This window comes from Paenarthrobacter sp. PAE-2 (assembly GCF_026013155.1).
GTDB lineage: Bacteria > Actinomycetota > Actinomycetes > Actinomycetales > Micrococcaceae > Arthrobacter > Arthrobacter ureafaciens.
The window spans coordinates 1-20,896 of sequence record NZ_JAPDNV010000002.1; the positions used below are offsets into that span (position 1 = coordinate 1).

Sequence of the window (20,896 nt, forward strand, 5' to 3'; positions counted from 1 at the left end):
CACCAGCGGGCCGATTAACTGGCCGTCCGTGGGCAGAAACCAATGGCCATTGACATCCCGTCAAGGTGTCGACGTGCCCGCTAGCCCAGCTGGCACTGCTCCGCCTAGGCTTCTGTCAAGTGGGACATCTATGAGGTGAGAGGCCCTCAACAGGTACGCAGCTGCTGCCTTGACCAGTTCAAAATCCTCCTGAAACAGGCCGAGCCCCCGGTTACAGTTCGGGCAGAGGATCCCACGGATACACTTACCGCAGGAAATGGTCCCAGGGCAGCATCGATGGTCGTGGTCTATCGCAAGCCTACGGCCGTCCGCCACCACCTCAACGGGACAAATTGCGCACCGGCCCCCTTGTATCCGGAGCAACTCCTCAAATTCGTCTAGGCTTATGCCGTATCTAGCCTTCTTCTGCGCTGAACCTTGGCAGCGCCGACACCTATAATCCAGTCCGTCGCTCGACCGCGACGCCCGATTGAACTGATCCTCAGGCTTCCACTGCTCGCATGTGGGGCAAAACTTGTTCCCGCTTTCATCCCTAAGGCGAACCGCGTTACCGCGGTTGGGGTTACCCCTCAGGGCCTTAAGCTCGGAGCCATTCTGGTGCTGCCTCCAGTGGTGGCGGCAGTACCCGCCTGCGTCTGGGGCGTCGTTGTAGCGGCAGCCGGGGAACTTGCATCTCGTGACTTCACCGCTCTTCCTTGTTAGCTTCAACGGCGTGAGGGGCACGTCCCGATTGTGCTGTCCGTAGTGTCCGCCGCAAAGCGAGTGGGTTTTGTTGCTTATTGGCCGACCACACATGGAACCGTCAGGCCCGGGGCCGATACAGGGCCCGTCGGGCGTATTGATCCGTCTGATCGGCTTTAAGACCCCGTCATTCCTTTTGTGTTGCCGATCATGCGGGGAACAAAGCAGTGTTTCACGCCCCTCGGCAGGTCGGTCGCAGCGGTCGTTGCCATCCTGGCCAGGCCCCCAGCACGGTAATTCCGGAATGGGAGGTAGGCGTCGTTCGATGGGGCCCAGGAACCCTCTACGACTCATCTGGTCGTAATGGGTTTTGCATATCCCATCATCCTGCCCGACGGGGCGACTATATACCTGCCGCCCGCACAACTCACCGCCTGCTTGCCCGGGCCCAACGCACGTCGACTTGGATGTCCTCGTCCTGAGCGGCCGTAGCTCGTTGTGCTTCCTGTTCTGCTCATTGTGGGCACGGCACAGTTGGGATGTTTTGCTTTCCGTGGGGTTGCTGCAAAATTCATCCCCATTTCTGCCGGGGCCCGAACATCGCATCGGCAGCCTCCCGCCGACGTTCACGGAGGCGACATCAGGAGACCGTCGCATCAATCCCGTGGGGGCCTGGCCCTCACCGGCGGGGAGGGGCTCCTCCCCAATCACCAAGAGTTCCCCTTCTTCCGAATCACCCTCATCCAGCAACCACATGTCATTCCTCCGAAGTCGCAGCTTGCATGTCTCACTAGTAGAGCAGACAACTCTGACAATCTTCGTTGACATGGATGCATGCCCACACGCCCGTCCCAATCAACCGAAGAGCAGGCTCTTCGGTGGGAGGAGCGACGGCGGAGCGTCGGTGCGCGCATTCGGGAGCTGCGACTGGGCCAGGAGATCTCGCAAGAAGCGCTTGCCTTGGAGTCCGGACTGAGCCGAAACATGATCATTGGGCTGGAATGGGGCAAGAAGAGCGTTGCCTACGAAAGGCTGTGGGATATCGCAGACGCCCTGGAAGTACCTGTCAGCGCCCTGCTGAACGAGCCCACATCGCCTGCTAAGTACGAGGCCTACCGTGGCGGGCGGCGCCCGATGGGTGCCTAAGAACCGCCGATGAGGACGCCAGCTTTCAACCGGCGCTGGCGTGAAATGCCGGTAGCTGGATAGGTGATCTAATGGGTTGGCGGGTGGGATGAACACGGCACCGCCTTCGCCACGCCCAGGACCCCACGGCAATCGTCGGCACCACTTCTGCGAGCTTCTAACCCGTACGCGAAAAAACGAGTTAACCACCACCGGGCTGCAGTGCGGCTGCTTCTGGGTATACCCCCCCACAGGCGATCGCGAGCATTACGTGGAACATGGGCATTGGCTAGTACTGGGATGTAGATCCATCCTCGTCTATAACCTCGAACTTCGGATCGAATACCTGAAAGCTCGTAAGAGTCTCAACTAGGTTAGGTGATTCCAGGAAAGACCAAAGCTGCTCGCGGTTCCACCCTGCTGCTCCGGGGGTATTTGCCATGTACTCCTCGACCTCCTTTAGGAGAGCAAGACGATTGCGCACATTCTCTAACCGCAGCTTGTCGGCCTCCGCAGCCTTGATTCCAGCCTCCGTCCGAGCAACTAGCGCCTGCGCTTCAGCCAGCGTAATCTCTGCCCTAAGTTGCCTAACCTTGTCGGGGCTCTGAAGTTCGGCGAGCCGGGTCGCCTGCTCAAGCTGTGCAGCTTCCCCGAGCACCTTGCGCTTCTGCGCCCGGCCTCCCAAGAAATATGCCAGAAACGTGGCAGCGAAGCTGGGCACGGCCTGGACGGCCGCAATAACCAAGTCGACTTCTACGGGGGATCCGTACCCCATACGCCTGACCGAGATGAGCCACGATGCTGACTCGATCGCGTTAGCTGGTTTCTCGAAAAAAACTTGAACGCTATGCCCCGTAAAGGTGGCCCCATTCGGATACCCCAAAGGGCGGACCTTCTCTTCCGGTTCCAGTTCCCACCAAACATCGATCGGGTGAACAGGCCAGCCGGCCGCTTTTCGTAAGTTAGCCGGGGTCGGAGGAAAGGGCAGCCCATCAATGCCTGGCTTGTCAATGGTTGTACCGCGCCCCGGCAAGAATCCCCCCTCCGGAGAAAGAACTAACGCGAAGGCCAACGCTTCGGTGAGCCCCCTAACCAAGGCCAAAACAGAATTGGCTGGCAGATGCGTAGGCACAGCACGCAATTTTGAGTTGATTACGTGTGTGCCAACTTCGTACTCAACCACGGTTGCCGTCATGAGTGGATCTTACAGTTGTAGCGTATCGAGTCCCTCCAGATTTGGTCGCGCCTATCCAATAATGAGGGCGAAGCAATTGCACGCCGCAGGCGTCATGAGTCCCCAGGAAATCGCCGACGCGCTGGGCATCTCCGTGGCGACCCTGTACCGCTACTTGGCAAAGGCTAGGACCTAAGGGGGCAGCACTCACCGGAACGCAATCCCGGCAGCCTCGAGTCCAGCGCACTCCCGAAGACCCGACGGGCCCCTCAACGCGCAGTCGGGGACACGCTCCCTGCGCGTCCACCGATTTCGCGTCAGCGTCTGGTATATTTTCTGGTATGTTTTCATCGCGAAATGCTGATGACGTTCTCAGCCAGCTCGGGTCCCCCTTCGTCAACTGCTTCCGGCGTGCCGTAGCACTCACCCAAGTCGACTACCAGACACATCGTTCCCAACACCCTGACTGGATGTCCACGTCTTCGGAACGCTACCTCGCGAACTTCATTCACGAGCGCCTGTGGGCCAGGATGAATGAGCAAGTGCTCCACGAAGACCTCCTGGTACAGATCGTGGACAAAGAACCGAAACGGGAGATGGTGGTCCCCTTCGGTAACGCCAACTTCGTCGTACGTTACAAACGTCATCTCCCGGGCGATCGCATCTCCAGCTATCCCACTGACGGTGCCCGGTCGTTCTGGTCAACCGACGACGCCCTCCCGACTATGGAGTTGATCCCACTGGCCATGGGATATATGTGGCACGCCGACGAACGAAAGATGGGGGACGCCCTTATCTCTTACCGAGATCGCATGGATAAGCCAGTCTGGTGTATCCGACTAGGCGAAATCGAAGAGGGCACCACCGAGATCACTTGGACGCCGGTCGAGCCCAACCTACCGGCTCTGGATTTGAGCCAGGTTGTTGCCGCATCAGAACAGCAGCGAGGCTCCTAGTGGATGGCATCGGTGACGTCATACTCGCCGCCCGACAGGCTGCAGGGATCACGCAACAGGAGCTACGGGAGGCGCTTGGCGTAACTCAAGCTGCGCTCTCGCGCTATGAAAACAATCTGCGGACTCCCGACGAGGACACCCTGATGAAGCTGGGCGAGGCTTTGGGCCTCTCGGCAGATTTTCTTAAACACTCATTTCGGCTGCAGGGCGCCATCGCCGCAGATGCCCACATGAGACGTCAGAAATCCACCAAGGCCTCCGATTGGAAGCGAATGGAAGCACGCCTCAACCTCGTGCGGATGCAATCTTCATACCTCTTTGAGCGGTTGCCCATGCAGGCCGAGAACCACGTGCCCACCTTCGACCCGGACAGCGTGGAGCCCGCCCAGGCGGCAGCTCACGTTCGTGCGCAGTGGCGCCTCCCAATTGGGCCTGTGAGGAATTTGATCCGTTGGATCGAGTCTGCTGGCGTACTGGTTATCGAAGAAGATTTCGGCACCCGGCGGATGGACGGGCTCTCCCAATGGGCAAGTGAGTACCCAGTAATACTTCTAAATGCATCTCTGCCGACGGACAGAAAACGCCTCACCTTGGCCCATGAGCTGGGGCACTTGGTCCTGCATTCCAATTACGCTGACCTCGATATGGAAGAGCAAGCAAATCAGTTCGCTGCTGAGTTCCTAATGCCGGAGCGCGTGATCTCGCCCTCTCTGGGTGGTATCTCTCTGGGTAAACTCGTGGATCTCAAACGCGAGTGGGGAGTTTCGATGCAAGCGCTCTTCGAACGGGCGTACAGGCTCGGGAAGGTATCAGCAGAGGACCGGCTCAAATTCTATCGGGCGATGAATGCCCGAGGGTGGAAGACCTCTGAGCCTGGAAGCGACGAATTGGCCCCTGAGCAGGCCTTGCTCGCAACGTCCATTGGGGAAAATCTTCAGGCTAACGGCCTTACTCGGGATGAGATCGCTAAGCTAGTTGGTCAAAACTCCGGCCGGAGCCCGCACGCGTTCGCGCCGATCCAAAGAGGGCTCAGAAGCGTTTCATAGCTGGCTCGGGCAGACGCCTTCTCGCCCCATGACGTAGGAGCCCAACCCGCCAGACCAGAGACATGGCTGTGCTCGCTTGCGACTGAGGCCTCAGTATTGACGGCCACCAAACCTACGTACCCTATATGTAAGTCGCACACCAGAAAGGGCATTCATGTCTAAGCTTGAGTCCAACTTCGACGAGAGACTCTCGACCTTTGAATCGCCGACTTTTAAGGATTTGCGGCCCGGACAACGGCTGGTTCTCCAAAAGTACGCGAAACTGTATCTCGACGAATCGGACTTGGCAATCGAGATGCCCACTGGAGAGGGCAAAACTCTGGTGGCCTTGCTCATTGCTGATTATGCATTAGACCGCGGTTGGTCTGTGGCGTATCTAACTGGGACCAGACAGTTAGCGGAACACGTGGAACAGGAGGCTGCAAAGCTGGGGCTGGATACTGTGCGTTTTGCCTCCAAGAATTACGGCCCGACCGCCCTCGACGACTACCACCAGGCTCAGGCCGTTGGTGTGATGAACTACTGGGTTTACTTTAATAGCAGCCCGGTGCCCCAGCCCGCAGATCTAGTCATTTTCGATGACGCTCATCTGGCTGAACAACCACTCAGCGGACAAAATACACTTCGCATTCCCTACGCCGGCGAGACCTCCAATACCCTCTACAGGGCAATCTGCGACAAGATCCTAGCGCGGGCCGACAACTATCCAGGACTTAGGGCCATGAGGGAAGGAACGGCACTGCCAGGCGCTGCCCCCGAGTTGATCTCCTTTAGCGATTGGGCGGAAGTTTCAGCTTCTGTGGAGTCCCTAATCGCTCAGTCCACGTTCATCGCCAAGGGTGAGCCGAGGTATGTTTGGCGCGACATCCAGGGCCGCCTCAAACGTTGCGGCGTCCTGATAGGTCCTTCCGCCATAGAGATGCGTCCCTACCACCCGCCGACAGCGCTAAATCAGTGGCACAACAAGGCGCAACAACGCCTGTACATGTCAGCAACGCTGGGTTCTATGGACGACCTACAACGTCGTCTTGGGACGGGACCCATTCTGCGGTTGGTGCCGGAGCGTACGCTCCCTGACGGGGAGACCGGAACACGCCGTCTGGTGCTGAATCCGACAGTGGACCTGCCGAATTCCGACTCAGTCATTTCATGGACCTTGGCCCTGAGCCGTGCGGCAAATGACCGTGCCGCATGGTTGTGCGCAAGCAACAGCGAGGCTGACGAAATCGAACGCGCCCTCCTGGAGTCCAACGAGACTACCTACCGCCTACGCGCGGGGAATGACTCAGCACTCGATCATTGGGTTCAAGCGAAAAGTGGACATCTGATAACTGCTGGCCGGTACGACGGCCTCGACTTCCCCGGGGACGTATGCCGGTTGGTGTTCATAGTTGGCATCCCTCAGGCAAGTACAGAGTTCGAACGATTTGTGGCAGCCTATTTGGGGGACGCCACCCACATGCGTCATAGGGTCGGTCAGAGGGTGACCCAAGCCTTGGGCAGGGCCAACCGCACACCGTCCGATAAGTCGCTATACGTTGGGCTTGATCCTAGGTTTGGCCAGGTGCTGGCCGACCGTGCGGTTAGGGGCTCCATCCCAGACAGTGCGCAGACCTATATTCGGGACGCCCTGGAACTCTTCGAGACGGGCTGGGAGCCAACTGTCCAAGCTTCTCTCGCATACCTGAGCGACACGCCAGTCCCGTCCATCTCGACCTCGCAATCGGCCCCTCCCGAGCCAAAGAAGAAACGCCCTGGCCGTGCAAGTGCCGGCGTCGAAGGCTCGAGTGCCAACCACGAGATCACTGCATCAACGGACCTGTGGATAGGAAGCCATACGAGTGCCGCTTCCGCGGCGCAGCAAGCAGCAACGGACCTTGCGAAAGTAGGTGAAGCCGAACACTCTGCGTTCTGGCGATACGTAGAAGCTCACATCCACTTCGATGCCGGAAACGAGGCTGGTAGGTCCGAAGCGAAACGCATCTTGGATGACGTTGTGGAGAATGGGCCACGGACGGCCTGGTTTCGACGTCTTGCCGTGTCCGCGGCGGGATTGAGCGGTGGGCAGCAGGTTGTGGCCGACGAAACCGACCGCCTTTTCTTCGCTTGGGACGAATGGATAAGGGAGACGGGCCATAGGCTGGATTCAGTTCTAGCTAGCGGTCGCCTCCGCCTTGATGGAAGCCACAATGATCAGTGCGAGGGGCTGCGAATTCTAGCTCGACTCTGCGGAGCCTCTAGTGAGCTACCGCCGCAAAAAGAGCAGAGCGCCACCGACTGCAAATGGATGTGGACGACAGTTCGCCACAGTGAACGACGCTTATGGGAGGTCAAAACAGGGAAGTCTCGTGAAGTGCCGCGAGGGGATGTCAACCAACTTCTTGGCCAGCTCGAGGTTGAGGCACGCCGGGCCCCCAAAGCACGAGTCCTAGGCTGTCTATTGACGCCTACGCTGGAGGTTCCCGCCGAATCTGCGGAGGCAGCCCTTAGTAAGATTTCGCTCATACATCAACCGGCGGCCGTGCGGCTTTACGACCTTTTGGCCGACAGGCTACGCCTATACTCATCGCTGGGAAATGCCGGGTCAGCCTCAGCTCGCGGATCAGCACGATCTGAAGTAGAGAAATTGCTGCCCGCCCCAGGAGCGCTGGCTGGGCTTTTCACACCATCAAGCGGCAAAGTGCGCACGTCTGAAGACGTAGCGTCGCTGTTCCCGGGAGGGTGACAAGCGCAGGCCTATCATTCACGCCGGCGTCCAACGTGCTTGTCGCCATCGCGGAATAACCCTCAGAACCACTTTGCTGGACCAGTGGCTTGGCACGCGAGTTTCGTCCGTCTCGACCACGAAGGCACATGCATAGGAGAATATGATCCAAGGCCATCTCCTCAGGTTCACGACCTCTTGCCTTTTCTTCACGTCCGTCTTCGTCGGACCCGGCTGGAGGCCCGTTTGGCGCTTTTAGCAATCACTAAATCGCGCGGCGCGGCGCCGTATGTCGAGAGGCCACAAGGATGTATGACCGCAGACATTACAGCATCTGAAACTAGAGCGTGAATAGCCTTCCGGCCGCGGAATCTGCAGCCGCGAGGACGTTTTTCGGAACGCGGTCCCTGGCGGGGACGGGCAAGACTCCGGCAGCGGTCAGATCGTCAACAGAAATGGTGGGCGCGTCCAGCACACGTTTCAGCAGAGATGCCTGCTCGACTTCCAACTCCACCAGCATCCCAATGACGTTGAGGAGATCGATGAGCTGTGACGTGTATTCTGCGGTCCATCGGTCGCCGTGGATTTTCAGAAGAGGAGAGACAACTCGGTCTCCGATCACCACTTTCTCCCTGTTCTTCTGCCGGGAACTGAACCACTGCTTGATAACCTGATTGCCAGATATCTCGTATGCCCACATTTCCGACGTAACGTTCGAGATTCGGCCTGCACCTACAGTTAGCTCGCCTGCATCGGCATCATAACCAATCGTTTCTGGCATCGCGTCGGGAGTTGTGGGAATCGTCTTACCGGCGGGGACAGCGGGCCGTGTGCTTGCTTGCAGGCGGGGCGCTCCGCTGGGGCGCCCCTCAGACGCGTCGACAAATCGTGTTCCATACGAGTGCAGCCACACTACTTGTCTCCCTGCAGCCGAGACCGCTTTGAACAATTCCGCGGATGCTGTGAGCGGCACTCTGAGGCCGGGCGTCTCAAGGTCTTGCGCGAAAGTGGTCGTATAGGCGTCATGGGACGTCAGCCCGGCTACGTAAGCAAACAAATCTTCGTCCGAAACAGGGTCGCCAAACTTCGCTCCCAACATCGCTGCCAATCCAGGAACGACATTAGACACCGTAGCTTCTTTGTCCAGCCAAAGGGGGAATACGCGGCCCCCTCGGCCCCTGTAGTGGTCGAGGTCGGGGACGAGTCCACTGGCTGTTAATGCCGGACCGTTCAGGGGTGTCTCGCTCCCCGGGGCGGTCAACCAGGCCTGCTTATCGGACCGCGCTGACCACAAGGAAGGATTGGGTCGGTTGATAACGCGCTTGTCGGGGATCATTCTCTGGCGGTCCAGAGATCGGAATGCGATTTGAATGGGCTCCGGACAATCCGCAGTCTCATCATTAAGCGACCGGTTGATAGGCGGAAAGCCCGGCAGGTTGTCCTTAGGGACCGTGTCGATTCGCCTGTCGCTGGAGTGTTCCTGCATCAAGAGACGTTTGGTAGCCAAGTCCTTTTCAGTTATCAACGCCTTCCACCGCTTCTTGAGCGTCGCCGAGTCCGGGTCAATTACCCAGGTGCGGCCTGGCATAGTTCCTGAGCCGTTATACCGGAATATGTCGCTAAGACTTGGGTAGGCAAGCCATTCGTCGCCTCCGGCAGGAAGAAAGGGTGCCCGCCAGTCTGAAGAACAATCTGCCCATCCCCCGTCAGCCAGTCGGACACCTTCTAGCTCAAGGAATTTGTCCGTCCGATGCCCAGGGGCAAGTTCTCGATATCGAACCGTCGCGGGCTTCTCGGACGAAGTCCGGCCGTTCTTGACGGCAAGCACGATGCAGACTTCATGTTTCATGGCTTCAAACACACGGGTATTCACGGGCGGCGTAAAGCCTTCAGGAGAGCAGTTAATCACCCAAATATCGTCAGCCTTTTCCCGCATGCTTCTCCGCATGCCTTGGAAGCCGGGCCCGTGCAGCATCCCTGCCACAGTGATGAAGCAAATTACACCCTTGTCAGCAAGTTTGTGCCGGTCAAACACTTTCCACATGGCCCAGCGCCAGAAGTACACGTACAAGTTATAAAGATGCTTAGTGTGGGTACCTACGCCCCATTCTTTCGGGGGGAAGAAGTCTTCCAGAGGAGGCACGTCATATTGGTCCGAACCACTTTCGATCCATGCGCCTTTCCCTCTGGACTTGTCCTTGTACGGAGGATTACCAATGACAACGAGAATCTCCTCCTCAGCCTTGGCTTTGTTGGCAGCACGTCGTGCTTCCGTTATTGGCTGGTACCAGCTGCCTAGGGATTTCTCTTCAACGAAAGGATCCTCCAAGGTGTTCGTCACATATGTGCGCAGCAGCGAGGGGTCGACGGAGGCGGCCCCATACTCATGGAGCTCCGCCAAGAGCCTCAACTGAGCAACGGCAAAAGGGCCTAACTGTATTTCGAAACCGATGAGCCGTCGCAGTGCCTCTTCCAAAGCCGGTCCAACAGCTCCCACCCCTTGGTCCGCGGTGACAGTCTCGGCAATGCGTCTGAGTATTTCGAGTAAGAAAGTGCCTGTACCCATCGCGGGATCTACGATCGTCACAGTGTCGTCACCGACTCCTGCAGGCAGGCCTAAGTGCGAGACTAACGCTTCATCGACCAAACCTGCCATTGCACGAACGACTTCCACGGGAGTGTAGTATGACCCGGTCTTCTTCCTGAGCTTCTTGTCGTAGGTTTGCAGGAATCCTTCGTAGAAGTAGAGCCAGGCATCGGGATCGTTTTTTGAAATCCTTGCCCAGTCGACCACGGCCAGAACCCGCCCCATGGTGGCAACGGAAGTCTGCAACGCGTCGCGTGAAGCTGAGGTGTCAACGAGCGCCCGGAGTGCCGAACCGATCAGAGTTTGGGTGCTTGCTGACAACTCGCGGGCAGCAGCAGCTACGCCTTGAGTGAGATCAATACCACGGGCGCGTGCCAGTAGGAGCCCGAAGGTGACTGATTGCGCATACCAGTCAGCGAATTGGGCGGGGGTCGCTTCCGGGAAAAGCAGGCCTTTCCAATCATTCATGAGGCCCACCAATTCGGCGTTCTCAAGAGCCAGCTGTTCAGCTGCCTCATCCCTGAGCAGGCGGCACAACTGTGCAGACATCGTGGCAAGCGCGTGAGGCGTCCTTGGCGCTATCGGCCGCCAAGAGAAGAACGCTTCCCAGAGTTGAAGTAAGTTGGGCGGCGGCGCGAGCTTCTCGCCCGCTTCTACTATTCCGCCTCCGAACTTGGCGATCGAGCCGACCAACTGACCGCTTTGCCACAATGACATTTCCTGACCATCGAAGTAGATCAGGTTAGGGAGAGCTTGCAGTTTTGTCCACTGTGTTCGGTCGTGAGGGTCGCGGAAGAGACGGGGGTCAGCACCTTTCCCCGGGGCTTTCACCTCTATGAATCCTATGAGCGTCCCCGCATACTCGACCGCATAGTCGGGCCGGACGGACAACTCGGCAAGGGAAGTCTCCCCAACAAGAGTCAGGTGGTCAACTTTCCTGTCAGTTGCAGAGCACAATGCAGCCCAGAGCTGCTCAATGGGACCACGGAGTTGGTCCTCGGGCTGGCCCGACATAGATAGTGCCGTTAGTTTCGCCTTGGCTGCTTTGCCGAAGTCCGAAACAGCGGAAGCAACTGATTCATTTATCCCCATGCTGGTATTCAACCCCCTCGAAGTCGCACTCGCTAATCGGCGCGCCCCGAAGCTTTCCGGTTCGTTGTAGCCCGCTCGCGCTCCGGCGCTTCCAGGGCCGATCGATCAAGAAAAACTAAGGGGATCAGGGTGGCCTGTACTGCGGGGTACGGACCAGTGATCACGAGACGTCGTGAGCCGGGCCGACCTTCTGACTGATGCAGAGGCCAGCCGCCAGCAAGGAACGGCTACCAAGGCCATACCAGAGGGGCGTCACAGGTCGTGCCTGATTTCGGCTGATTCATGCTGAACCCTCAGTTCGCTCCAGATGCGAAAAAACCCTGTCGTTTCCCTTGTAAATACTGGGAACGGCGGGGTTCTAGCTGGTGGCTCCGACCGGCGTCGATCCGGTGACCCTTCGATTTTCAGTAGGAAGCGCACCACTCGAAGCGTCCTTCCGGAGATGTGTAATCACAAATCTCCAACACGAGTTCGTCGACGATACAGGGCGTACCCTTCCCCGCGACCTCTTCCGACAGCCCCTGAGGGCTGCTGGAGGCGCCAGAAAGCATCTGGAACAGGGTAACCGCCCCGTCGGCCCATCGACGTCGTGCCGGACCGCAGAGCGCCGTCGGCCCGCCGACAATACCGACCCTGTGGCCGACAACTGGACACGCAGCTCGGACGTAGCGCGAACTGACGCCGGCCGACGACACCAGCTCGGCGGCCAGCCCAGGACATCCACAAAACATCCACGACCGAGAGAAAGGTGAAGGTTTAGGGGGAATCGAGTGGAATCTCGCCAGAATCCGGGGCATGCCTTGGGACGGAGGAAACCCCCGGAATCTCGCGGATTCCGGGGGTTATATCTGGTAGCGGTGGGGAGGCTCGATCTCCCGACCTCACGATTATGAGTCGTGCGCTCTAACCAACTGAGCTACACCGCCACGGATGAGAAAAGCCTGCGTCAAGCCGGTCAAACCGCCTTGACGCAGGCCCTCATCCAGAGCCCCCCACCGGAATCGATCCGGTGACCTCGTTCTTACCAAGAACGCGCTCTACCACTGAGCTAGGGGGGCAACGAGTAAATACTCTACCGGAGGTTTTCCGAAGCTCCAAATCGGCGCAAAGACAGGGAAAAGCGGCGTCGACACAATTTGCGGACGCGCGATTTTCCTGCTCTCAATTCACCTTTTTCAGGGCAAGCGAAGGACCTGCCCGGGGTAGATTGCGTCCGGGTTGGGGACCGTATCACTGTTGGTCGCGATCAGTGCTCCGAGGTCCACGCCGAACTGCGCTGCGATCCCCCGCATGGTGTCCCCGGGCTCCACCACAACCTCAGTGACCTGCGGTGCCACCGGCCCTTGTTGTCCCGCCTCCGCTGCGGCCGTAGCAGCCGCTTCCCGGGCCTCCGGGCGGACTTCCGGATCCTGCGGTTCCACGCCCGCCTGATGCGCTTGCTCCGCCGCAGCCCGGTTCGCTGCCTCCTGCTGCTCTGTGGCCTGGGCTGCCGCAGCTTCGGCCGCCTCCCGGTCCGAGGCGGAAACCTCGACGGCGGCACTATCCTCTGCCGCCTGGCTCCGGGCCGATGCCTCCCCGCCGTGATCCTTCCCGCCATGATCTTTCCCGCCCAGGCCGAGGTTCTTTTTCACGTTATCCAGGAATCCCATGGCTCGATCGTAAGCGCGGGGCCTGCCGGCTGTGAACCCGTGTGCGGGCGTTGAAGGATCACGTTAAACGCCCAAGGGCCGGCTCTAAAGCCGACCCTTGGATCATTCAGTAGTGTTTACCACTTGCCCTTGCGGTTGAAGTCGCGGTGGCCGCCTTCGCCGCCGCCGCGGGGCTTGCGGGCGCCGTCACCATGGCCGCCGAAACGGGAGCCGCCGGACTGGCCGCGGTCACGGTCACCGTAGCTACCGGACGTACGCTCGCTGTAGGAGCGTCCGCCGCGGTCAGCGGAGGAACGCTCGCCGTCGTGCCGGCGGAACTCCTTCTTGAAGCCACCGTTGCCCTTGAAGTTGCCGCCACGACCGCCACGGTCTCCGTCACGGTTCGGCTTGCGTCCCGTGTCCAGCTCGAGGTGGATCAGTTCGCCGCCGATGCGGGTGCGGGACAGGGCGCGCAGCTGCTCCGGGCTGAGGTCTGCAGGCAGTTCAACCAGGGAGTGGTCCGAGCGGATGTCGATGCCACCGATCTGCGAGGACGAGATACCGCCCTCGTTGGCAATGGCGCCCACGATGGAACCGGGCATCACGCGCTGACGGCGTCCAACCGCGATCCGGTAGGTCGCGTTGCCCTCGGTGAGGGTGCGGGACGGGCCGCGGGAGTTGAAGCCGTCCTTGGAACGTTCGCGCTTCTGGAATTCCGGTGCAGCGGGAAGGTCCTTGACCAGGAGCGGCTGGCCGCCCTGTGCCATGACTGCGAGCGCTGCAGCGATCTCTGCGGCCGGGACCTTGTGCTCTTCTTCGTAGGAGGCAATCAGGTCGCGGAACAGCGCGACGTCCTCGGATTCGAGGGTCTCCGTGATGCGCTCTGCGAACTTGCCCAAGCGCAGCGAGTTGACCGTCTCGGCCGTGGGCAGGTGCATCTGCTCGACAGGCTGGCGGGTCGCCTTCTCGATGGCACGCAGCAGGTACTTCTCGCGCGGCGTCATGAAGAGGATGGCGTCACCGCTGCGTCCTGCACGACCCGTACGGCCGATGCGGTGGACGTAGGACTCGGTGTCGTGCGGGATGTCGTAGTTCACCACGTGGCTGATGCGCTCCACGTCGAGGCCACGGGCGGCGACGTCGGTAGCCACCAGGATGTCGATGCGGCCCTCACGCAGGGCGTCCACCGTGCGTTCACGCTGCTGCTGGGGAATGTCGCCGTTGATGGCGGCGGCCTGGAAACCGCGGGCCTTCAGTTTGTCGGCGAGGTCCTCGGTAGCCATCTTGGTCCGCACGAAGGCGATAACGCCGTCGAACTCTTCAACCTCGAGGATGCGGGTCATCGCGTCCAGCTTGTGCGGGCCCATGACCTGCAGGTAGCGCTGGCGGATGTTGGAACCCGTGGAGGTCTTGGACTTGACCGAAATTTCCGCCGGGTTGTTCAGGTACTGCTTGGACATGCGGCGGATCTGGCCGGGCATGGTGGCGGAGAACAGCGCCACCTGGCGGGTTTCCGGGGTCTCCTGGAAGATCTGCTCCACGTCATCGGCAAAGCCCATGCGCAGCATCTCGTCCGCTTCATCCAGCACCAGGTACTGGAGTTCGGAAAGGTCCAGGGAACCCTTGGAGATGTGGTCGATCACGCGGCCCGGCGTGCCCACAACAACCTGGGCACCGCGGCGAAGGCCTGCGAGCTGGGGACCGTAGGCCGAACCACCGTAGACGGGCAGCACGGTGAAGTCGTCCATGTGCTTGGCGTAGGAGGTGAAGGCTTCAGCAACCTGGAGGGCGAGTTCACGCGTCGGGGCCAGGACCAGGGCCTGGGTCTTGCGTGAGGGGCCGTTGAGGTCGTGCAGCTCAGCCAGGCGGGAAAGGGCGGGAACAGCGAACGCTGCGGTCTTGCCGGTACCGGTCTGGGCCAGTCCGACGACGTCGCGGCCTTCGAGGAGCAGCGGAATGGTGGCAGCCTGGATCGGCGACGGCTTCTCGTAGCCGACGTCCTGAAGGGCTGCGAGCACGCGACCGTCAAGGCCGAGGTCGGTGAAACGAACGCCCTCTTCCTCTTCTTCTGCTGCGGGAGCGGACTCTGCTGCGGGAGCGGAAGCGGGGGTCTCGACGGCCGGCTGCGTTTCGGCGGTTTCGGCAGCGTCAGCGGTGGTCACTGCTGCTTCGGCAGATTCAGTGGCGGCGTCGAGGTTCTCATTGAGAGTGTCTGGCATTAGGGGGAAATTCCTCATCCATAGGGGCAGTCGGCGCGGCCCGGTTGGGCTTGGCCGCAGTACACGCGAAAGCCAAGCAAGGGTGCCCTGCTCTCGCAGAAGTCCGGCGCTGTCGCAATCCCATGGCAGGACTTCGCGCTGCATCTCTTGGCTGCTATCCCAGCAGTCTGTACAGCGTTTTCTTTAGCCGGCGCTCCCTATGAAAATGCCCGCACACAGTTTGCGGGCCCCAACACTTACCAGTCCTGCCTCAAGAATTGGGCAGGAAAAAGGGAATTCCGGAGTGGGGGATATATCCAGTGTAGGGTACGCGGCAGCCACTCCGCGACCCGTGAAGGGCCTGGGGGCGTGAGAGCTTGCGCACACTCCCCCTCCGGCCTTGCCCGGAGTGGGCTGTCCAGGGGCCCCTAGAGTCCGTTGCGACGCAGGACTTTCGCGAACTCCTTGTGGTAATCGTCCTGCAACCGGATCTCCCCGTCAGCCTCGGCGTCGAGCAGGGCCTGGACCATCTCCGGGGTGGGCTCGCTGAACCACTGGCCCACGGTGATTCCGTGCCGGGGTACAAACGTGCGGTGGATGTAGTCGCCTGCGGACACGCTGCCGGTCTTGATGACCCTCAGGTAGGTGCCCACACGGCCGGCCTCGGTGAACCGCTTCACCCACCCGGGTTCCTTCAGCACGCGTTGGAAGGTGGCGCAAGGGACCCGGGGCGAGGTCACTTCCACTTCCAGGTCCAGGCCGATCTTCCATCGTTCCCCGATGACGGCTCCCGTGGTTTCGATGCCTGCCACGCGCAGGTTTTCGCCGAATGTCCCCGGGGCAATGTCCCGTCCGAGCTCCCCCGACCAGTAGTCGGCGTCGTCCTGGGAGTACGCGTAGAGGGCCTGGTCCTCTCCCCCATGGTGCTTCCGGCTGGCCTGCACGTCCCCGTGGACACCCAGCTTGTGTACTTTGACCGGTCCGGCTATAGGACGTTTGTCGATCGCCGTCACCCCAACGCCGCCTTCGAGGTCCGGCAACAACTGGTGCACGCGGCAAACAGCAAGAACGGAAGCAGTTTTCATGGGGAACAGTCTACGGAAGCCACGCCTTTGGACACCCTGTGCAGCGCCGTCGGGAGCGGGGACTCTTTATCCATGCGTTGTGTGCGCCCTGCCGACGTACCGCCGCGACCCACTTTGAGCGGCGAAACCCGGAGACACGCCGTCCCAGGGGGGCCCGGCAGCCCTCTTCCTCCCAAAGTGGGTCGTGGCGGCACAGCTCCGGGATTGAGCCAAGGCGGTGCGCAGTGAATGACGACGGCGGCTGGCTTGGTTTGGGCCGTTCAGCCACCACCGCGGGTGAAGGGACGGGTAGTTCTACCCACAACCGGATGTCAGGAATGCCAGTGGCGGACGCAGGGACTAGGCTTGCTTTCAGCATTCCGCTCCGGCCCTCGCCGGACACTCCGACGGTCTATCCAGGGGGATACACATGGACCCGCAAGACAGCCCTGACGGCACCGGTGCCAACGCCGGCGACGGGCGCGGTAACGGCGATCCCGGTACGGGCAGGAATCAGCCAAAGCCGCCGCCGTGGCAAGTACCCAAGCCGGAGCTGCATCCCGGCCTGGCGCAGCCCACGCAGGGCACCACCGGCCAAGGACAGCCCCGGCAGGGCAAGTCCCCACAGGGCAAGCCCGGTCAGGGCAAATCCCCACAGGGCAAACCCGGACAGGGCAAGGGCCAGGACCAGGACGCCCCGGCTGGTTTCCTGCCCGTCGTCAACCCGTTCGAGAAGGAACGCGAACGCGAAGCACACCGGGAAGCGGCGAGGAAGAAGCGCTCCCAGCGCCGCACCGTCGTCGTAGGTTTGGGCGTCACCGCGCTCCTTGCAGGCACCATCACGGCAATCGTCGCCAGCAACGAGGCTGAAGCCGATTACGCACAGGTTTGCTTCAACGAGGAAACCGGCGAGCGCGTCAACGACGATCAGTGCAACAACAGCAGCTCGGCAGGACGCAGCTCGGGTGTCTATGCCTGGTACTTCTACTCCCGGGGCGCTTCCGTGCCGGCTGTGGGGCAGAACCGGAGTTCGTACCCGAGCTACACCAAGACAGCCCCGCAGGGAGCCAAAACCTCCAAGGGATACAGCACCAAGGGCGGCACGGTCAGCCGCGGCGGCTTTGGCAGCAGCTCCAAAAGCGGAAGCTCGGGGGGCTAGGCGTGCGGCGGTTGCCCTCAACACCCCGGCCCGGCTGGAAGAACAAGATCGAAGAGCAGGGCCTGGTCTTTTCCACCACCACGATGCCCGATGGCCGGAAGATCGAATACTGGAACGAATCGGCCTACTACGAATTCACCATGGACGAGGTGGAAACCCTCGAGAAGACGGCCGAGGACATGCACGCCATGTGCCTGGAGGCCGCGAAGTACCTGGCCACGGGCGCGATGGGAGACATCGGAATCGGCATGCAGGCCTTGGAGCTTGCGGCCGAATCACTCCAGGCCGGAGACATGGACATCTACGGCCGCTTCGATTTCATCTATGACGGCCAGGGCGGCCCGGCCAAGATGCTGGAGTACAACGCAGACACTCCTACCGGCCTGATCGAAGCATCAGTGGCGCAGTGGTTCTGGTTGCAGGACGCCTTCCCGGACAAGGACCAGTGGAACGGCATCCATGAGGCACTCATCCGGCAGTGGCAGAAGCTGCAGTTCCGCACGGGAATGAGCACCTTGCACGTGGCCCATTCGGAGGCGGAGGAGTCCGGTGAGGACTGGATGACTGCGGCCTATATGCGGGACGTGGCGAGCCAGGGCGGGTGGACCACCATCGGCATCAATATGTCGGACATTGGCTGGGACCCGAACCTCAACCGCTTCGTGGACCTGGACAACTTCATGATCAGCACCATCTTCAAGTTGTATCCGTGGGAACTGATGATGAAGGAACCCTTCGGGCATCGCCTGCTGACCCGCGCCCACAACCCGCGGTGGATCGAGCCGGCCTGGAAGATGCTGCTCTCCAACAAGGCCCTTCTGGCTGCCCTGTGGCATCTCTACCCCGGTCACGAGAACCTCCTTCCGGCCTACCTGGGCGATCCCGGTCCACTCAAGGAGTGGGTGGCAAAGCCCCTGCACGGCCGCGAAGGCGACAACATCAAGATCCATGCGCCCGGCATCGACATTGCGCAGGACGGCGGCTACGGACGCGAGGGCTGGTGCTACCAGCAGTACCACCAACTCCCTGACTTCGACGGAAACCATCCAGTGCTGGGTCTCTGGGTAGTGGACGGCGAGTCAGTGGGCTGCGGTATCCGTGAATCGGACGGACCCATCACGGACTACTTCTGCCGTTTTGTCCCCAACACCATCGACGCACCCGCACCCCAGGGCGCCCCTCCGACTTCCCCTTATGGAGCCGTACTATGAGCACAGAAACCTCGACGCCGGGTGGCAGCACGGGCGGCAACGGCACCGCCGTCGTCCCGTCCAAAGGCCTGCGGGCAGGAATCCTGGACCTGGGCGACTCCGTCATGCTGGGCCTGGCATCCACAGCGCCCGTCTATTCGCTGGCCGCGACCCTGGGCCTGATCGTCGCCGTCAACGGTAACTACACCCCGCTGATCCTGGTCCTGGGATTCATCCCTGTCCTGTTCATCGCCTATGCCTTCCGCGAGCTGAACAGTGCGTTGCCCGACTGCGGCACCACCTTCATTTGGGCGCGAAAGGCATTTGGTCCGTGGGCCGGATGGCTGGGCGGCTGGGGCGTTGCCTTGGCCGGCGTCGTTGTCCTGGCCAACCTTGCCCAAGTAGCGGGGTCCTACCTTTGGATGTTGGTGGGCGACGGTTCCCTGGCCGGCAACAAATGGCTGGTAACCGCCACGGGGGTTCTTTTCATCGCCTTCATGACGTTCGTGAACCACCGCGGCATCCGCCTCGGCGAGCACGTGCAAAGGACCCTGACCTACATCCAGTACATTTCGCTGGGCATTTTCGCGGTGGCGATCATCGTCCGGGTGGCCGGCGGAGCGCCGGAAGGCCAGGCATTCACCTTCGAGTGGTTCAACCCGGTTGGCGCGTTCAATGATCCCGGTGCCGTGGTCCACGGCGTCCTGCTGGCCCTGTTCATCTACTGGGGCTGGGATACGTGCCTGGCTTTGAATGAGGAAACGGAGAATCCGACCAAGACTCCCGGGCGCGGTGCAGTGATCTCGGCCCTGGTCCTGATGGCCATCTACGTCTCCGTGGCGCTGCTGGTGATGATGTACGCGACCATCGGCACGGACGGCATCGGACTGGGCAACGAGGCCAACCAGGATGACGTTTTCCTGGCCATGAAGGACGTTGTGCTGGGGCCGTGGGGTTGGCTGATCGTGCTGGCCGTCCTTGCGTCGGTTCTTTCTTCAACGCAGACCACCATCCTTCCCACGGCCCGCGGAACGCTGTCCATGGGTGTCCACGGCGCCCTCCCCGCCCGGTTCGGCAAAGTGCATGAACGCTTCCAGACCCCCGGCTTCTCCACCTTGGTCATGGGAATCGCGGCCGCGGCCTACTACGTGGCCATGAGTTTCCTGAGCGAAGACCTGCTGGCCGACTCCATCAGTGCCATCAGCCTCTTCATCGCTTTCTACTACGCCCTGACCGGGTTCGCCTGCGTGTGGTTCTTCCGCGCCACCCTGCGGGACTCGGCCCGCAACCTCTGGTTCCGCGGGATCTTCCCGTTCCTTGGCGGCGTAACACTGACGGTTGCGTTCTTCGTCTCCGCCGTCCAGATGTGGGATCCGGCCTACGGGGACACGCAGATCTTCGGCATTGGCGGCGCGTTTGTGAGCGGGGTGCTGCTGTTGGCCCTCGGAGTGGTCCTGGCTGTGGTGTGCCGCTTCGCTCCCTCCACACGCGCCTACTTCACCAAGGAGCACGCCGATATGGGGATTGTCCGCGGGGAGTAAACCCGCGCACCCTCTGTTTCCTGAGTCCGGCGGGCGCTTCAGGCGCTCCTTAGGGCAGCGTCACCAGGTCGAAGAAGCCACGGAGGCTCCGGGCCACGTCAACCTCGTCCGGAGCCAGCAACCACTGCGTTTGCAGGCCGTCCCAGAGACCTACCAGTGACGTGGCTGCCTGCCGCGGATCGACGCCGGGCCGCAGCTTCCCTTCGGACTGGAGTTCCGTAAACCGCCTCGCATAGCTTTGCCGAAGCCGGGCAAAACGGTCAGCGAAGTATTCCCGGCCCGGGTGGCCTTCTGTCAGCGACTCCGCGCACAGCACCGTATAGAGCTCGATGACGCCCGGAATGTCCTCGTTGTACTTGGCGGTCCTGAAGACCACTTCGGCGAGGCCTTCGGCCATGTCCGCCGGGTTGGCTGTCTCCGTAATCTCGTCGCGGCGGGCCAACACGGCCATGAGCAGGTCGCTCTTAGATGGGAAATAGTGCAGCAGACTCGTCTGGCTCATCCCGGCTTGGTCCGCGACGTCCTGCAGTGAGCCTCCCCGGTAACCGCGGGAGGCAAAAACCGCGTGGGCAGCATCCAGAATTGCGCGCCGCCGCGCTTCCGATTTGGCATAGGGACCGCGTCGTCCCGCACGGTTGCCTTCCTTGGTGGTCATGGCTAGCCAGTGTACAGCGGCAAAGTCATACCTTTTGAATTTCGAGTAGATACTCGAAATTTGTGTTAGCGTGGTCACACTCGGCCGTCGGATGAG

Annotated in this window: 15 protein-coding genes and 2 tRNA genes; 8 read left to right on the forward strand and 9 right to left on the reverse strand. The window is 60.9% G+C overall.

The window, feature by feature from the left end:
- Positions 1–60: 60 nt before the first annotated feature.
- On the reverse strand, positions 61–1,509 hold the full coding sequence (locus tag OCL88_RS21230) for an endonuclease VII domain-containing protein (protein WP_413775440.1): 1,449 nt from the start codon (positions 1,507–1,509) through the stop codon (positions 61–63).
- Between the two features lie 6 nt (positions 1,510–1,515).
- Between OCL88_RS21230 and OCL88_RS01055 the strand changes: the two genes are divergently transcribed.
- Complete coding sequence (locus tag OCL88_RS01055) at positions 1,516–1,827, forward strand: helix-turn-helix domain-containing protein (RefSeq protein WP_264961297.1); 312 nt, start codon at positions 1,516–1,518, stop codon at positions 1,825–1,827.
- 268 nt (positions 1,828–2,095) lie between these two features.
- Here OCL88_RS01055 and OCL88_RS01060 read toward each other — a convergent pair whose 3' ends face one another.
- Entirely contained in the window at positions 2,096–3,001 is a 906-nt protein-coding gene (locus OCL88_RS01060) for a hypothetical protein (RefSeq protein WP_264961298.1), read from the reverse strand.
- A gap of 61 nt (positions 3,002–3,062) precedes the next feature.
- On the opposite strand from OCL88_RS01060, the gene OCL88_RS01065 reads away from it, so the two are divergent.
- From OCL88_RS01065 to OCL88_RS01080, 4 genes are all read left to right on the forward strand, one after another.
- Complete coding sequence (locus OCL88_RS01065) at positions 3,063–3,176, forward strand: helix-turn-helix domain-containing protein (RefSeq protein ID WP_264961299.1); 114 nt, start codon at positions 3,063–3,065, stop codon at positions 3,174–3,176.
- Between the two features lie 274 nt (positions 3,177–3,450).
- Positions 3,451–3,936 (forward strand): hypothetical protein, encoded by a 486-nt coding sequence (locus OCL88_RS01070; protein ID WP_264961300.1) that lies wholly within the window; start codon positions 3,451–3,453, stop codon positions 3,934–3,936.
- Complete coding sequence (locus OCL88_RS01075) at positions 3,936–4,982, forward strand: helix-turn-helix domain-containing protein (RefSeq protein ID WP_264961301.1); 1,047 nt, start codon at positions 3,936–3,938, stop codon at positions 4,980–4,982. The genes OCL88_RS01070 and OCL88_RS01075 overlap by 1 nt, the downstream gene beginning before the upstream one ends.
- 154 nt (positions 4,983–5,136) lie before the next feature.
- Positions 5,137–7,707 (forward strand): helicase C-terminal domain-containing protein, encoded by a 2,571-nt coding sequence (locus OCL88_RS01080; RefSeq protein ID WP_264961302.1) that lies wholly within the window; start codon positions 5,137–5,139, stop codon positions 7,705–7,707.
- Between the two features lie 319 nt (positions 7,708–8,026).
- On the opposite strand, the gene OCL88_RS01085 is transcribed toward OCL88_RS01080, so the two are convergent.
- The 6 genes from OCL88_RS01085 to OCL88_RS01110 all read right to left on the reverse strand — a co-directional run bounded on the left by OCL88_RS01085 (position 8,027) and on the right by OCL88_RS01110 (position 16,276).
- A complete protein-coding gene (locus OCL88_RS01085; RefSeq protein WP_264961303.1) occupies positions 8,027–11,365 on the reverse strand; it encodes a type ISP restriction/modification enzyme in 3,339 nt (1,112 codons plus the stop codon).
- Positions 11,366–12,214: 849 nt separating this feature from the next.
- Positions 12,215–12,291: transfer RNA gene (locus OCL88_RS01090), tRNA-Met, on the reverse strand.
- A gap of 60 nt (positions 12,292–12,351) precedes the next feature.
- Positions 12,352–12,423 (reverse strand) — tRNA-Thr (locus OCL88_RS01095).
- Positions 12,424–12,540: 117 nt separating this feature from the next.
- The gene (locus OCL88_RS01100) at positions 12,541–13,014 is read right to left on the reverse strand and encodes a LysM peptidoglycan-binding domain-containing protein (protein ID WP_264961304.1); all 474 of its coding nucleotides are present in this window, start codon (positions 13,012–13,014) and stop codon (positions 12,541–12,543) included.
- Between the two features lie 116 nt (positions 13,015–13,130).
- Positions 13,131–15,212 (reverse strand): DEAD/DEAH box helicase, encoded by a 2,082-nt coding sequence (locus OCL88_RS01105; RefSeq protein WP_264961305.1) that lies wholly within the window; start codon positions 15,210–15,212, stop codon positions 13,131–13,133.
- 407 nt (positions 15,213–15,619) lie between these two features.
- Positions 15,620–16,276: an MOSC domain-containing protein gene (locus OCL88_RS01110; RefSeq protein ID WP_264961306.1), complete on the reverse strand. Its 657-nt coding sequence runs from the start codon at positions 16,274–16,276 to the stop codon at positions 15,620–15,622.
- Positions 16,277–16,685: 409 nt separating this feature from the next.
- Here OCL88_RS01110 and OCL88_RS01115 point away from each other — a divergent pair, with 409 nt between their 5' ends.
- The 3 genes from OCL88_RS01115 to OCL88_RS01125 are packed head-to-tail and all read left to right on the forward strand — an operon-like array spanning position 16,686 to position 20,145.
- Positions 16,686–17,414 carry a Tat pathway signal protein gene (locus OCL88_RS01115; RefSeq protein WP_264961307.1) on the forward strand — a complete coding sequence of 243 codons (729 nt, stop codon included), beginning with the start codon at positions 16,686–16,688 and terminating at the stop codon, positions 17,412–17,414.
- 2 nt (positions 17,415–17,416) lie between these two features.
- The gene (locus tag OCL88_RS01120; protein WP_201433528.1) at positions 17,417–18,625 is read left to right on the forward strand and encodes a glutathionylspermidine synthase family protein; all 1,209 of its coding nucleotides are present in this window, start codon (positions 17,417–17,419) and stop codon (positions 18,623–18,625) included.
- Positions 18,622–20,145 (forward strand): APC family permease, encoded by a 1,524-nt coding sequence (locus OCL88_RS01125; RefSeq protein ID WP_021472343.1) that lies wholly within the window; start codon positions 18,622–18,624, stop codon positions 20,143–20,145. Before OCL88_RS01120 ends, OCL88_RS01125 begins: the two co-directional genes overlap by 4 nt.
- A 49-nt stretch (positions 20,146–20,194) precedes the next feature.
- Here the strand turns inward: OCL88_RS01125 and OCL88_RS01130 are convergent, their stop codons facing one another.
- Entirely contained in the window at positions 20,195–20,800 is a 606-nt protein-coding gene (locus OCL88_RS01130) for a TetR/AcrR family transcriptional regulator (protein ID WP_201433529.1), read from the reverse strand.
- Between the last annotated feature and the right edge of the window lie 96 nt (positions 20,801–20,896).